Annotated in this window: 12 protein-coding genes; all 12 read left to right on the top strand. The window is 74.2% G+C overall.

Translation table 11 applies throughout. The features are described from left to right. Positions 1 to 59 precede the first annotated feature (59 nt). The 12 genes from MU522_RS11440 (at position 60) to metK (ending at position 14,758) form a co-directional block, all read left to right on the top strand. Positions 60 to 2,363, top strand: a complete 2,304-nt coding sequence (locus tag MU522_RS11440) for a cell wall-binding repeat-containing protein (RefSeq protein ID WP_246991119.1) — start codon at positions 60 to 62, stop codon at positions 2,361 to 2,363. An 89-nt stretch (positions 2,364 to 2,452) separates the two neighbouring features. Then, positions 2,453 to 3,001, top strand: coding sequence for a bifunctional pyr operon transcriptional regulator/uracil phosphoribosyltransferase PyrR (pyrR, locus tag MU522_RS11435; RefSeq protein ID WP_128190035.1), 549 nt, complete (start codon positions 2,453 to 2,455; stop codon positions 2,999 to 3,001). Then, entirely contained in the window at positions 2,998 to 3,963 is a 966-nt protein-coding gene (locus MU522_RS11430) for an aspartate carbamoyltransferase catalytic subunit (protein ID WP_246991116.1), read from the top strand. Before pyrR ends, MU522_RS11430 begins: the two co-directional genes overlap by 4 nt. After that, positions 3,960 to 5,255: a dihydroorotase gene (locus MU522_RS11425; protein WP_246991113.1), complete on the top strand. Its 1,296-nt coding sequence runs from the start codon at positions 3,960 to 3,962 to the stop codon at positions 5,253 to 5,255. Before MU522_RS11430 ends, MU522_RS11425 begins: the two co-directional genes overlap by 4 nt. After that, positions 5,252 to 5,803, top strand: coding sequence for a hypothetical protein (locus MU522_RS11420; RefSeq protein WP_246991110.1), 552 nt, complete (start codon positions 5,252 to 5,254; stop codon positions 5,801 to 5,803). The genes MU522_RS11425 and MU522_RS11420 overlap by 4 nt, the downstream gene beginning before the upstream one ends. Further along, positions 5,800 to 6,963 (top strand): glutamine-hydrolyzing carbamoyl-phosphate synthase small subunit, encoded by a 1,164-nt coding sequence (gene carA / locus MU522_RS11415; protein WP_246991107.1) that lies wholly within the window; start codon positions 5,800 to 5,802, stop codon positions 6,961 to 6,963. The genes MU522_RS11420 and carA overlap by 4 nt, the downstream gene beginning before the upstream one ends. Further along, on the top strand, positions 6,963 to 10,235 hold the full coding sequence (carB, locus tag MU522_RS11410) for a carbamoyl-phosphate synthase large subunit (RefSeq protein ID WP_246991104.1): 3,273 nt from the start codon (positions 6,963 to 6,965) through the stop codon (positions 10,233 to 10,235). The genes carA and carB overlap by 1 nt, the downstream gene beginning before the upstream one ends. Then, positions 10,232 to 11,032: an orotidine-5'-phosphate decarboxylase gene (gene pyrF / locus MU522_RS11405; RefSeq protein ID WP_246991101.1), complete on the top strand. Its 801-nt coding sequence runs from the start codon at positions 10,232 to 10,234 to the stop codon at positions 11,030 to 11,032. Before carB ends, pyrF begins: the two co-directional genes overlap by 4 nt. After that, positions 11,029 to 11,916 carry a guanylate kinase gene (gene gmk, locus MU522_RS11400; RefSeq protein WP_146356198.1) on the top strand — a complete coding sequence of 296 codons (888 nt, stop codon included), beginning with the start codon at positions 11,029 to 11,031 and terminating at the stop codon, positions 11,914 to 11,916. Before pyrF ends, gmk begins: the two co-directional genes overlap by 4 nt. Positions 11,917 to 12,081: 165 nt before the next feature. Beyond that, positions 12,082 to 12,342, top strand: coding sequence for a DNA-directed RNA polymerase subunit omega (gene rpoZ / locus MU522_RS11395; RefSeq protein WP_128190043.1), 261 nt, complete (start codon positions 12,082 to 12,084; stop codon positions 12,340 to 12,342). After that, positions 12,342 to 13,574 (top strand): bifunctional phosphopantothenoylcysteine decarboxylase/phosphopantothenate--cysteine ligase CoaBC, encoded by a 1,233-nt coding sequence (gene coaBC / locus MU522_RS11390; protein ID WP_246991099.1) that lies wholly within the window; start codon positions 12,342 to 12,344, stop codon positions 13,572 to 13,574. The genes rpoZ and coaBC overlap by 1 nt, the downstream gene beginning before the upstream one ends. Then, positions 13,571 to 14,758 (top strand): methionine adenosyltransferase, encoded by a 1,188-nt coding sequence (metK, locus tag MU522_RS11385; protein WP_246991096.1) that lies wholly within the window; start codon positions 13,571 to 13,573, stop codon positions 14,756 to 14,758. The genes coaBC and metK overlap by 4 nt, the downstream gene beginning before the upstream one ends.

The following is a 14,758-nucleotide window of genomic DNA, read 5'->3' as shown; positions in this document are numbered from 1 at the left end:
TTGCAGATCCTGCATCTGCGTGTCAGACTGGAGGCCCCCAGCACCTCGAGAGGATCCTCGTGCCCTTCCGTCCCCTCGCCTCGATCGTCGGCGCGCTCGCGCTCGTCGGCGGCCTCCTCGTCGCACCCACCACGGCCTCGGCCGCCCCCGCGGCCGCACCCGACGCATCCGTCGTCCAGTGCCTCGCGCGCTCGGCGATCGTGCCCGTCGCGGTCGACCCCGAGACCACGCCGGAGGTCGGTCGCATCGCGGCGCTCCGCAGCCTGCAGCAGGCCCTGCTCGCCGCCGACCCCGACGCGCTCGCCTCGGCGCAGCTGCGCCAGGACGCCGAGGGCGACGTCGTCGGCATCGACGTGCTCGAGGCGGTCGCCGGCAGCGCTGCCGCCCTCGTGCCCGCCGTGATCGCCGGGCTGCCGGCCGAGGCGCAGGCGCTCGTGTCGAGCGCCGACGTGACCGCCGTCGGCACCGTGGACCGCAGCCTCCGCGCCCTGTGCGAGGGCTTCGACCGCGCGCTCGCCGCCGCGACCGGCTCGGGCGACGCCATCGTGTCGGCCGCGATCGACCACGAGCGCGCCGCGCTGCGGCTCGGCGTCGACCGCCTCGACGCATCCGCGATCGCGCCGACCGCCGCGCGCGAGCTCGACGGCCTGCCCACGGCGGCCTCCGGCGACGAGCCGGCACGGGCGGAGACGGGCCTGCTCGAGACCATGGGCCTCGCCGACCTCGGCGTGCCCGTCGACGTGGTCGCCGACGTCGCCGACGAGGCCGCGGCATCGCGCCTCGACGACCGCGACGGCCACGGCGGCGGCATCGGCATCCTCGTGGGCGGCACCGTCGCGTGCTCGAGCGGATTCGGCGTGCGGCTCGACGACGGCAGCCCCGCGATCATGAGCGCCGGCCACTGCGCCGCGCCCGACGGCGCCAACGGCCAGTCGGTCACGCACGGCTTCGCCGCGTCGCTCTGCGGCGGCTACGCAGGCAACGGCGCGCGCATCGGCACCATCTCGCACAACCAGCTGCAGTGGAGCTACGTCGACTCGATGGTCGTGCGCACGCAGTTCGCGACGCCCACGATGTGGCTCGGCGCCGGCTGCACCGGCTCGCGCGAGGTCGCAGTCGAGGGCATCGGCGTCATCGCCGGCAGCGGCTCGGTCGGCTTCTCGGGCGTGCGCCACGGCGAGCGGTACGCGACCCGCACGAACGAGCCGGTCGGCTGCTACGACTTCGGCTTCCTGGCCTGCGCCGTCTACCGCTCCATGTCGGCGAGCCCCGACTACGTGTGCGAGCCCGGCGACAGCGGCGGCCCCGTCTTCCAGCACCGCGGCGACGGCACCGTGCGCGCGGTCGGCCTCATCACCGCCACCGGCGCACCCATCGGCATCAACCGCTGCAGCTACACCGACGTCGCGACCGCCCTCTGGGCGACCGGCGCGTCGATGATGACCCGCACGCCGAGCACGGTCGCCGACACGAGCCGCATCTCCGGCGACGACCGCTACGCGACCTCCGCCGAGATCGCGCGCGCCGGCTACCCGAACGGCGCGGGCCGCGTCTTCATCGCCGGCGGCGAGGGCTTCGCCGACGCGCTGAGCGCCGGCGCCGCGGCCGCGCGGCTGCGCGCTCCGCTGCTGCTGACGCAGCGCGACGCGCTGCCGACGACCGTGCGGGCCGAGCTCGTGCGGCTGCGCCCGACCCAGATCGTCGTCGTCGGGTCGACCCCGTCGGTCTCGGCCGCGGTCGAGCGGCAGCTCGCCGACATCGCGCCGGTCACCCGGCTCGGCGGCGCCAACCGCTTCGAGACGAGCGCGATGATCGCGCAGTTCGCCTTCCCGGCGGGCTCCACGTCGAACGCGTTCATCGCGACCGGGCGCAACTTCCCCGACGCGCTCTCGGCGGGACCGGTCGCGGCGCTCCGCGGCGCGCCCGTGCTGCTCGTCGACGGCACGAGCGGATCCGTGCACGCCTCCGGCCTCGCGGTCATGCAGCGGCTCGGCGTCCGGCGCGTGACCGTGATCGGCGGCGAGCCGTCGGTCTCGGAGGCGCTCGTCGACTCGCTGCGCGCCACCCGCACCGTCGAGCGGATCGCCGGCGCCAACCGCTACCAGACGGCCGCCCTCGTGAACGCCGCATTCGGCGCCACGCCCAGCCGGATGTACCTCGCGAGCGGCGAGCGGTTCCCGGATGCGCTCGCCGCGAGCGCCGTCGCCGGCGCCCAGCGGGTGCCGCTCTACCTCACCGGCGCGTCGTGCGTCGTGCCCGAGGTGCAGGCGGAGCACGTGCGGCTCGGAGCTCCGCCGGTCGTGCTGCTCGGCGGCTTCCCGTCGCTGCGCGGTGCGGTGCTCGAATGGGCGCCCTGCGTGTGAGGGGCGCCCGGCGCGCATCGCCGACCCGGTAGGGTGGAGGCATCAGACAACCTTGAAGCCCGTCCTGTGAGGCGGAGAAGGGAGTCAGCATGACTTCAGCGCGCACCGTGCTCGGGCCCGACGAGATCGCCAGGGCCCTCACGCGCATCGCCCACGAGATCCTCGAGGCGAACCACGGCCCCGACGGCCTCGTGCTGCTGGGCATCCCCACGCGCGGCGCGCACCTCGCGCAGCGCCTCGCCGACCGGCTCGCCGAGATCACCGGCGACGACTTCTCCGGCCGCGTCGGCGCCCTCGACGTGACGATGCACCGCGACGACCTGCGCGCGACGCCCACGCGCGCATCGCACCCCACGCGCATCCCCGCCGCCGGCATCGACGACCGCGTCGTCGTGCTCGTCGACGACGTGCTCTACTCCGGGCGCACGATCCGCGCGGCGCTCGACGCGCTCGCCGACCTCGGCCGGCCGCGTGCCGTGCGGCTCGCGGTGCTCGTCGACCGCGGCCACCGCGAGCTGCCCATCCGCGCCGACTCGGTCGGCAAGAACCTGCCGAGCGCGCGCAGCGAGCACGTCTCGATCCTGCTCGACGAGGTCGACGGCCGCGACGCCGTGACCATCGAGGGCGGTGCCGCATGAAGCACCTGCTGACGGCCGCGATGCCGCGCGACGAGGCGGTCGCGCTGCTCGACCTCGCCGAGGACATGCACCAGATCCAGGACCGCGAGGTGAAGAAGCTGCCGGCGCTGCGCGGCCGCACCGTCGTGAACCTGTTCTTCGAGGACTCCACCCGCACGCGCTCGTCGTTCGAGATCGCCGGCAAGTGGCTCTCGGCTGACGTGATCAACGTCTCCGGCAAGGGCTCGAGCGTCTCGAAGGGGGAGTCGCTGCGCGACACCGGCCTCACCATCGCGGCGATGGGCGTCGACGGCGTCGTGGTGCGCTCCGGCTCCTCGGGCGCGCCCGCGCAGCTCGCCGACTGGATCGGCCGCCCCGTGGTCAACGCGGGCGACGGCACGCACGAGCACCCCACGCAGGCGCTGCTCGACGCCTTCGCGCTGCGCCGCCGCATCCATGGCGGAGCCGCACGCGGCCGCGGCCTCGACGGCGTGCGCATCGCGATCGTCGGCGACATCGCCCACTCCCGCGTCGCGCGCTCCAACGCGCTGCTGCTGCCGGCGCTCGGCGCCGAGGTCACGCTCGTCGGCCCGCCCTCGCTGCTGCCCGTCGCCGCCGCGGACGGCACCCGGCTGGGCGTGCGCGCCGAGACGAGCCTCGATCGCGTCATCGCCGAGCGGCCCGACGCGCTCATGCTGCTGCGCGTGCAGCTCGAGCGGCAGGCCGGTCGCATCGCGCCGAGCGCGGGGGAGTACATCACCGGCTGGTCGCTGACCGACGAGCGCCTCGCGCGCCTCGGCGACGCGCACATCATGCACCCGGGCCCGATGAACCGCGGCCTCGAGCTCTCGAGCCGCGCCGCCGACAGCGACGCCTCCACCATCCTCGAGCAGGTCACCGCCGGCGTCTCCGTGCGCATGGCCGTGCTCTACTCGCTCCTCGCATCCGACCACCCATCTTCCGTCGACGGAGGCTCCCGATGACCACGCTGCTCACCGGCGCCCGAGTGCTCGGCGGCGAGGTCCGCGACCTCGCCATCGAGGGCGGCGCGCTCGTCGACCCGGCGAGCGTCGACCGCGACGCGGCCGAGACGATCGACGCATCCGGCCTCGTCGCCCTGCCGGGGCTCGTCGACCTGCACACCCACCTGCGCCAGCCCGGCGGCGAGCAGGCCGAGACCGTCGCCACCGGCGTGCGCGCCGCGGCCGCGGGCGGCTACACGTGCGTGTTCGCGATGGCGAACACGAGCCCGGTCGCCGACACGCCCGCGGTCGTCGAGCAGGTGCACCGCCTGGGGCTCGAGGCGGGACTCGCCACGGTGCGGCCGATCGGCGCCGTCTCGGTCGGCCTCGCGGGGGAGCGCCTCGCCGACCTCGGCATGCTCGCCGGCAGCGCCGCGCGCGTCACCGTCTTCAGCGACGACGGCCACTGCGTCGCCGACGCCGAGCTCATGCGGCGCGCGCTCGAGCACGCCGCCGCGCTCGACGCGGTGATCGCCCAGCACGCGCAGGACCCCGCGCTCACCCGCGGCGCGGTCATGCACGAGAGCCCGCTCGCCGCCGAGCTCGGGCTCACCGGCTGGCCCTCGGTCGCCGAGGCGTCGATCGTCGCGCGGGACGCGATGCTCGCCGGGGCCGCTGGCGCCCGCCTCCACGTCTGCCACGTCTCCACCGTCGAGACGGTCGAGGTCGTGCGCCAGGCGAAGGCGCGCGGCATCGCCATCACCGCCGAGGTCACGCCGCATCACCTGCTGCTGACCGAGGAGCTCGTGCGTAGCTACGACGGGCGCTTCAAGGTCAACCCGCCGCTGCGCGCCGACCGCGACGTGCAGGCGCTGCGCGAGGCGCTCGCCGACGGCACGATCGACATCGTCGCCACCGACCACGCGCCGCACGCGCCCGAGGCCAAGCAGACGGCGTTCGCGGATGCCGCATTCGGCATGGTCGGGCTCGAGACGGCGCTCGGGGTGGTGCAGCAGTCGATGGTCGAGACCGGCCTGCTCGACTGGGCCGGCGTCGCCCGCGTCATGTCGACCGCGCCCGCCGCGATCGGGCGGGAGCCCGGCTACGACGCGCCGCTCGCGATCGGCTCGCCCGCGCACGTCGTGCTCGTCGACCCCGGCGCCCGCGCCGTCATCGAGGCGTCGAGCCTCAAGGGCCGGTCGGCGAACTCGCCGTTCCTCGGCGTCGAGCTGCCCGGCCGCGTGCTGCACGTATGGCACGGCGGCCGCCGCACGGTCGCCGACGGCGAGGTCGTGACGGGCGGGGCCGCATGACCAAGGAGCTCTTCGCGCTGCTGAGCGCCGCGTTCGTCGCCGTGCTCGCGATCGCCGCCGTGCTCGGCGTGCTCGCCCACCGGCGCCGCCAGCGCGACATCGAGGCGCCGGCCGGCTGGATCGACGTCGCGCCGCAGCTCGTCGTCGACGCGCTCTACGTGGCCACGACCCGCGCCGGCGAGCCGTATCAGCGCATCTTCGCCCACGGCCTCGGGTTCCGCGGCCGCACGCGCCTCGCGATCGACGCGACCGGCGTGCAGCTGCTCGCCGACCGCACCGAGATGCGCATCCCCGCCGGCCGCATCCGCGCCGTCGAGCGCGCCACCTGGACCATCGACCGCGTCGTCGAGCCCGGCGGCATCATCGTCATCGCCCACTCGCTCGGCGCCGACGTCGACACCTACCTCCGCGTGATCGGCGACGACAGCGCTGCCTTCGCGGCGCTGCACGCGCTCGCCGCGAAGGCCTCGCCGGCGACGCCGACCGCCTCGCGCACCCAGCAGACCCAGTCCACCCAGCAGGCAACCGGGGAAGGAGCCACCCCATGACCGCACCCGCTCCCGCGGCCCTCGTCCTCGAGGACGGCACGATCCACCGCGGCACCGCCTACGGCGCGACCGGCGTCGCGCTCGGCGAGGCCGTCTTCGCGACCGGCATGACCGGCTACCAGGAGACGCTCACCGACCCGTCGTACGCGGGCCAGATCGTCGTGCAGACCGCGCCGCACATCGGCAACACCGGCGTGAACGCCGAGGACGCCGAGTCGCGCCGCATGTGGCCCGCCGGCTACGCCGTGCGCGCCGCGAGCCGCACCGTCTCGAACTGGCGCGCCGAGGGCAGCCTCGACGCGCAGCTCGAGCGCGACGGCATCGTCGGCATCGCCGGCGTCGACACCCGCGCGATCACCCGCCGCCTCCGCGACGCCGGCTCGATGCGCGCGGGCGTCTTCTCGGGCGACGCGCTCGCCGACGACGCCACGATGCTCGCGGCCGTGCGCGAGAGCCCGCAGATGGCCGGCCGCAGCCTCGCCGACGTCGTGACGACGCCGGAGCCCTACCGGCTGCCCGCGACGGGCGAGCCGATCGGCACGCTCGCCGTGCTCGACCTCGGCGTCAAGGCATCCACCCTCCGCTTCCTGCAGGAGCAGGGCTTCGACCTCGTCGTGCTGCCGCAGAGCGCCACGCTCGAGGAGGTGCTCGCCCACGAGCCGATCGCCGCGTTCTACTCGAACGGCCCCGGCGACCCCGCCGCGAGCGACAGCCAGGTCGAGCTGCTGCAGGGGCTGCTGCGGGAGGACCTGCCGTTCTTCGGCATCTGCTTCGGCAACCAGCTGCTCGGGCGCGCGCTCGGCTTCGGCACCTACAAGCTGCCCTTCGGCCACCGCGGCATCAACCAGCCGGTGCTCGACAAGGCGACCGGCCGCGTCGAGATCACGAGCCAGAACCACGGCTTCGCGGTCGACGCGCCGCTCCACGAGGAACTCGCGAGCCCGGCGGGCTTCGGCCGCGTCGAGGTGAGCCACTGGTCGCTCAACGACGAAGTGGTCGAGGGCCTGCGCGCCCTCGACATCCCCGCCTTCAGCGTGCAGTACCACCCCGAGTCGGCCGCGGGCCCGAACGACGCCCGCCACCTCTTCTCGCGGTTCCGCGAGCTCGTGCTCGAGCACCGCGCCGCGACCGCCACCCACTCCGAGCAGAAGGACGCCTGATGCCCAAGCGCGACGACATCCGCTCCGTCCTCGTCATCGGCTCCGGCCCGATCGTCATCGGGCAGGCCGCCGAGTTCGACTACTCCGGCACGCAGGCCTGCCGCGTGCTGCGCGAGGAGGGCGTGCGCGTCATCCTCGTCAACTCCAACCCGGCGACGATCATGACCGATCCCGACTTCGCCGACGCCACCTACATCGAGCCGATCACGCCCGAGGTGATCGAGACGATCATCATCAAGGAGCGCCCCGACGCGATCCTGCCGACGCTCGGCGGCCAGACGGCGCTCAACGCGGCGATCGCGCTCCACGAGCAGGGCATCCTCGCCCGCCACGGCGTCGAGCTCATCGGCGCGAAGGTCGACGCGATCCAGCGCGGCGAGGACCGCATGCTGTTCAAGCAGCTCGTGCTCGACTCGGGCGCCGACGTCGCCTCGAGCGCCATCGCGAAGTCGGTCGACGACGCGCTCGCGTTCGCCGAGGAGTACGGCTACCCGGTCGTCGTCCGCCCCTCGTTCACGATGGGCGGCCTGGGCTCGGGCTTCGCGCACGACGAGGCCGAGCTGCGCCGCTTCGTCGGCGACGGCATCCACTCGTCGACGATCGGCGAGGTGCTGCTCGAGGAGTCGATCCTCGGGTGGAAGGAGTACGAGCTCGAGCTCATGCGCGACACGGCCGACAACACGGTGGTCGTCTGCTCGATCGAGAACGTCGACGCCGTCGGCGTGCACACGGGCGACTCGATCACGGTCGCGCCCGCGCTCACCCTCACCGACCGCGAGTACCAGCGGCTGCGCGACATCGGCATCGACATCATCCGCCGCGTCGGCGTCGACACCGGCGGCTGCAACATCCAGTTCGCCGTCGACCCGGCCACCGGCCGCGTCATCGTCATCGAGATGAACCCGCGCGTCTCGCGCTCCTCGGCGCTCGCGTCGAAGGCGACCGGCTTCCCGATCGCCAAGATCGCCGCGAAGCTCGCGCTCGGCTACCGACTCGACGAGATCCAGAACGACATCACGCGCGTCACGCCCGCCTCGTTCGAGCCCGCGCTCGACTACGTCGTCGTGAAGGTGCCTCGCTTCAACTTCGAGAAGTTCCCGGCGGCGGATGCGACGCTCACGACGACCATGAAGTCGGTCGGCGAGGCGATGGCCATGGGCCGCACCTACGCGCAGGCGCTGCAGAAGGCGCTCCGGTCGCTCGAGAAGAAGGGCTCCTCGTTCCACTGGGAGGGCGAGCCGGGCGACGCGGCGGCGCTGCTCGAGATCGCGCGGATCCCCACCGACGGCCGCATCGTCACGCTCCAGCAGGCGCTGCGCGCGGGCGCGACGGTCGAGCAGGCGCACGAGGCGACGGGCATCGACCCGTGGTTCCTCGACCAGATGGTGCTCATCAACGAGGTCGCCGACGAGGTGCGCGAGGGCGAGCTCGACGAGCGCCGGCTGCGGCTGGCGAAGGAGCACGGCTTCTCGGACGCGCAGATCGCGCAGCTGCGCGGCCTCGAGGAGGCCGAGGTGCGCGAGGCGCGCTGGGCGATGGGCCTCCGCCCCGTCTACAAGACGGTCGACACGTGCGCGGGGGAGTTCCCGGCGGTCACGCCGTACCACTACTCGAGCTACGACCTCGAGACGGAGGTCGTGCCCTCCGACCGCCGCAAGGTGATCATCCTCGGCTCCGGCCCGAACCGCATCGGCCAGGGCATCGAGTTCGACTACTCGTGCGTGCACGCGTCCTTCGCGCTCGCCGACGCCGGCTTCGAGACGATCATGGTCAACTGCAACCCCGAGACCGTCTCGACCGACTACGACACGAGCGACCGGCTCTACTTCGAGCCGCTCACGCTCGAGGACGTGCTCGAGATCGTCCACGCCGAGCGCGGCGCGGGCGAGCTCGTCGGGGTCATCGTGCAGCTCGGCGGGCAGACGCCGCTCGGCCTCGCGCGCGGCCTCGAGGCCGCGGGCGTGCCGATCCTCGGCACCACGCCCGACGCGATCGACGCGGCCGAGGAGCGCGGGCGCTTCCAGCGCATCCTCGACGCGGCCGGCCTCGTCGCGCCCCGGAACGGCACCGCCACGACCGAGGCGCAGGCGGTCGAGATCGCCGAGCGCATCGGCTACCCGGTGCTGGTGCGCCCCTCCTTCGTGCTTGGCGGGCGCGGCATGGAGATCGTCTACGACACCCCGAGCCTGCACGGCTACTTCGACCGGATCGCCGCGCACGGCATCGTCGGCCCCGACGCGCCGCTGCTCGTCGACCACTTCCTCGACGACGCCGTGGAGATCGACGTCGACGCGATCTACGACGGCGAGGAGCTCTACGTCGGCGGCATCCTCGAGCACATCGAGGAGGCGGGCATCCACTCGGGCGACTCGTCGTGCACGCTGCCGCCGGTCGGCCTCGGCCGGGCGCAGCTGCTCGAGATCCGCGATGCCACGCTGCGCATCGCCGAGGGCCTCGACGTGCGCGGGCCGATCAACGTGCAGTTCGCCTACGCGACCGGCGTGCTGCACGTCATCGAGGCGAATCCGCGCGCGAGCCGCACGGTGCCGTTCGTGGCGAAGGCGCTCGGCACGCCGATCGCGAAGGCGAACGCACGTGTGCTCGCCGGCGCGACGATCGCGGAGCTGCGGGCCGAGGGCATGCTGCCCGAGGAGGACGGCACGATCCTGCCCATCGACGCGCCGGTGGCGGTGAAGGAGGCCGTGCTGCCCTTCCGCCGCTTCCGCACCGCCGACGGCCGCATGGTCGACTCGCTGCTCGGCCCCGAGATGCGCTCGACCGGCGAGGTGATGGGCATCGACCGCGACTTCCCGACCGCGTTCGCGAAGAGCCAGGCCGCCGCCTACGGCGGGCTGCCGACCTCCGGCACCGTCTTCGTCTCGCTCTCCGACCGCGACAAGCGGCAGGCGGTGCTGCCGATGCACCGGCTGCAGCAGCTCGGCTTCACGATCATCGCCACGACGGGCACCGCCGAGGTGCTCGCGCGCAACGGCATCCGCGTGCAGACGGTGCGCAAGCACTCGGAGGCGGGCGACGAGCCGTCGATCGTCGACCTGATCGACGCCGGCGAGGTCGACATCATCATCAACACGCCGACCGGCGGCGCCGCGCGCGCCGACGGCTACGAGATCCGCGCCGCGACAGTGGCGGGCGACAAGGCGCTGTTCACGACGGTGTCGCAGCTGGGCGCGGCGGTCGCGGCCATCGAGGCCGCGCGCGAGCCCTTCGAGGTGACGAGCCTGCAGGAGTACCACGCGCGGCGGTCGGCGTGACGCTCGCCGCGCGCCTGCGGGCGGCGGTCGCCCGGCACGGCGCGCTGTGCGTCGGCATCGACCCGCACCCGGCGCTGCTGTCGTCGTGGGGCCTGCCGACGGATGCGTCGGGGGCCGAGCGGATGGGCCGCGCGGTCGTCGAGGCGGCGGCAGGGCGCGCGGGCGTGGTCAAGCCCCAGGTGGCGCTCTTCGAGGCGCACGGGGCCGCAGGGCTCGCGGCGCTCGAGCGCGTGCTCGCCGACGCGCGCGCGGCGGGGCTGCTCACGATCGCCGACGCGAAGCGCGGCGACATCGGCTCGACGAACCTCGGCTACGCCGCGGCCTGGCTCGAGCCCGGCTCGCCGCTCGAGGCCGACGCGCTCACCGTGAGCCCCTACCTCGGCGTCGGCGCCCTGACGGGCGCGTTCGAGGCGGCGGAGCGCGCCGGCAAGGGGCTCATCGTGCTCGCGGCGACCTCCAACCCCGAGGGCGCGGCGCTGCAGCGCGCCCGGCTCGAGGACGGCCGCACGGTCGCGCAGGCGGTCGCCGAGGAGGTCGCCGCCCGCGGCGCGGGCCACGGCCTCGTGATCGGCGCGACCGTCGACCGCGCTGCCTTCGGGCTCACCGACGCCGCGATCGCCGCGACGCCGGTGCTCGCACCCGGCTTCGGGGCGCAGGGCGCGCGGCTCGCCGACCTCGACGCCCTCTTCCCGCCAGACGCGCTCGTGCTCGCGAGCGCCAGCCGCAGCATCCTCGCCGCAGGCCCCGACGGCATCGCCCGGGCGATCGACGCGGCGCGCGCCGAGCTGCCGCGGTGACGCTGCCCGATCCCGCCGCCGCGGGCAGGGCGGCGGTCGAGGCGCGGCGCGCCCGCGCGGCCGTGAAGCGCGCGCTGCGCGCCGGCCAGCGCGGGCCGCGCGACGTCGCCGAGCGCGCGTGGCAGGAGCCGGAGAGCCCCGAGGGCCGGCTGCGCGTGCCGGAGTACCTCGGGGCGCTCCGCGGCATGGGTCCGAAGCGCGTCGAGCAGCTGCTCGCGACGCTCGGGATCGCCGAGGGCAAGCGGCTCGGCGGGCTCGGCGGTTTGCAGCGCGAGCGCGTTCGCGGTTGGCTTGCCGACGTGGATCCCTCGCGTCGCCCCCGTCTCATCGTGCTCGCCGGTCCGACCGCGGTCGGCAAGGGCACGGTCGCGCAGTACGTGCGCGAGCACTTCCCGCAGATCCGCCACTCGGTGAGCGCCACGACGCGCGCACCGCGCCCCGGCGAGATCGACGGCGTGCACTACTCGTTCGTCTCCGACGCCGAGTTCGACCGGATGGTCGACGAGCGGGAGTTCCTGGAGTGGGCGACGGTGCACAACCAGTCGCGCTACGGCACGCCGCGCTCGAGCGTGCAGGCGGCGCTCGACGCCGGCGACTCGGTGCTGCTCGAGATCGACCTGCAGGGCGCGCGCCAGGTGCGCGAGTCGTTCCCGGACGCGGTGCTGCTGTTCCTCGCGCCGCCGTCGTGGGACGAGCTCGTGCGCCGGCTCGTCGGCCGCGGCACCGAGACGGAGTCGGAGCGCGAGCGCCGGCTCGAGACCGCGAAGGTCGAGCTCGCGAGCCAGCCGGAGTTCGACGCGACCATCGTGAACACCGACGTCGCCGAGGCCGCCCGCGAGGTCGTGGAGCGCATCCTCACCGCGGAGGCGGACAGCGGAGCGTGAGGCGATCCCGGGGCCCGGGACGGGCCCCGGCGCTGGCGTCGCGGCGACGGTCCGAAAGGACCGTCGCTCCCAGCTCCAGCGCGCGATAGGATGGTGGATTGCGCCGTGTCGGCGCACGATCTTCGCGGGCGGCGCCCGCACCACCACGAGTCGCAGGAGGCACCCATGCGCACCAAGGGCATCATCAACCCGCCGATCGACGAGCTGCTCGACAAGGTCGACTCGAAGTACCAGCTGGTCATCTTCGCGTCGAAGCGCGCGCGCCAGATCAACGACTACTACACCGACATCCACGAGGGCTCGATGTTCGACAACGTCGGCCCGCTCGTCGACGCGACGATCGAGGACAAGCCGCTCTCGGTCGCCCTGCACGAGATCCACCGGGACAAGCTCGTCCTGACCAAGGACGAGGTGGCCTCGGCCTGATGCGCGTCGTCGTCGGCGTCTCCGGCGGGATCGCCGCGTACAAGGCCGCACTCGCCATCCGCGAGCTCGTGCAGGCGGGCCACGACGTGCACGTCGTGCCGACCGCGTCGGCGCTGCGCTTCATCGGGCGGCCGACGCTCGAGGCGCTCAGCCGCAACCCCGTCTCCGACGAGGTCTTCGACGACGTCGCCGCCGTGCGGCACGTCGCGCTCGGCCAGTCGGCCGACCTCATCATGGTGCTGCCGGCGACCGCCAACACGATCGCGAAGCTCGCGACCGGCCTCGCCGACGACCTGCTCGGCACCACGGTGCTCGCCTCCCGCGCGCCGCTCGTGATCGCCCCGGCGATGCACACCGAGATGTGGGAGCACCCGGCGACGCAGGCCAACGTGCGCACGCTCGCCGGGCGCGGCGTGACGGTCGTCGGACCCGTCGCGGGAGAGCTCACCGGCGGCGACCGCGGCCTCGGCCGCATGGCCGAGCCGGCCGACGTCGTCGCCGCGGCCCTCGAGGTCGCCCGAGCCGCGGCAGCCGAGCCGCGCCCGCTCGCGGGCCGCAGCGTCGTCATCTCGGCGGGCGGCACCCGCGAACCCATCGACCCCGTGCGCTTCCTCGGCAACCGCTCGAGCGGCGCGATGGGCGTCGCCCTCGCCGCAGCCGCGCACGCCGCCGGCGCCGACGTGGTGCTCGTCGGGGCCAACCTCGACGTCGCGCCGCCTGCGGGCGTCGAGGTCGTGGCCGTCGAGACGACCGCCCAGCTGCGCGACGCGATGCTCGCCCGTGCCGACGCCGACGTGGTCGTGATGGCCGCCGCGGTCGCCGACTACCGCGTCGACGGCGTCGCCGACGAGAAGCGGTCGAAGGAGTCGTGGGGCGACGCGCCCACGATCGTGCTGTCGCTCAACCCCGACATCCTCGCCGAGCTCGCCCGTGCGCCCAGGGACGGGCTCGTCGTCGGCTTCGGCGCCGAGACCGAGCCCGACGACGAGGCGCTGCTGCGCCGCGGCCGCGAGAAGCTCGCCCGGAAGGGCGCCGACCTCCTCGTCGTCAACCGCGTCGGCCACGACGCGGGCTTCGGCGACGTCGACACGCGCATCCGCGTCCTCGACGCCTCAGGGGTCGTCGCCGACGCCTCAGGCAGCAAGGCGTCGGTGGCCCGCGCCATCATCGACACCATCGCCGAGCGCCTCCCCGCGCCGAGCGCCGCAGACACCGCACAGGAGCCCCAGTGAGCCTCAGGCTGTTCACGTCGGAGTCGGTGACCGAGGGTCACCCCGACAAGATCTCCGACCAGATCTCCGACGCCGTCCTCGACGCGATGCTCGCGCAGGACACCGAGGCGCGCGTCGCGGTCGAGACGCTCGTCACGACCGGCCTCGTGCACGTCGCCGGCGAGGTGCGCACGACCGGCTACGTCGACATCGCCTCCGTCGCGCGGCGCGTCATCGTCGACATCGGCTACGACTCGAGCGAGGTGTCGTTCGACGGCAACTCGTGCGGCGTCACCGTGTCCATCGGCGAGCAGTCGCCCGAGATCGCGACCGGCGTCGACACCGCGGTCGAGGCGCGCGGCGGCTCCGTCGACCCGCTCGACCGCGACGGCGCCGGCGACCAGGGCATCATGTTCGGCTTCGCCACCGACGAGACGCCCTCGTTCATGCCCGCGACCGCGTGGGCCGCGCACCGGCTCGCCGAGCGCCTCGCCGCCGTGCGGCGCTCGGGCGAGATCGACTTCCTGCGGCCCGACGGCAAGACGCAGGTCACGATCGGCTACGACGGCTTCCGGCCGGTCAGCGTCGACACCGTGCTCGTCTCGACGCAGCACGCGCCCGGGGTCACGAACGACGACATCCGCGCCGCCGTGGTCGAGCACATCATCGACCCCGTCGTGGGCGAGCTCGGCCTCGACACGAGCGCGATGCGCGCGATCGTCAACCCCTCGGGCTCGTTCCTCACCGGCGGCCCGAAGGGCGACGCGGGGCTCACGGGCCGCAAGATCATCGTCGACACCTACGGCGGCGCCGCTCGCCACGGCGGCGGCGCGTTCAGCGGCAAGGACCCGTCGAAGGTCGACCGCTCGGCCGCCTACGCGCTGCGCTGGGTGGCGAAGAACGCCGTCGCCGCAGGCCTCGCGAAGCGGCTCGAGGTGCAGGCGGCCTACGCGATCGGCATGGCGCAGCCCGTCGGCCTCTACGTCGAGTCGTTCGGCACCGGCGTGCTCGACGACGCGGCGATCGGCGAGGCCATCCAGCAGGTCTTCGACCTGCGGCCGGGCGCGATCGTGCGCGACCTCGACCTGCGCAAGCCCAAGTACCGCCAGACGGCGGCCTACGGCCACTTCGGCCGCGACCTGCCCGACTTCACCTGGGAGCGGCTCGACCGCGTCGACGACCTGCGCGCCGCCGCAGGGCTCTGA

The organism is Agrococcus sp. SCSIO52902 (assembly GCF_022983135.1).
GTDB lineage: Bacteria > Actinomycetota > Actinomycetes > Actinomycetales > Microbacteriaceae > Agrococcus > Agrococcus sediminis.
This window is presented reverse-complemented; position numbering and strand designations above follow the sequence as displayed.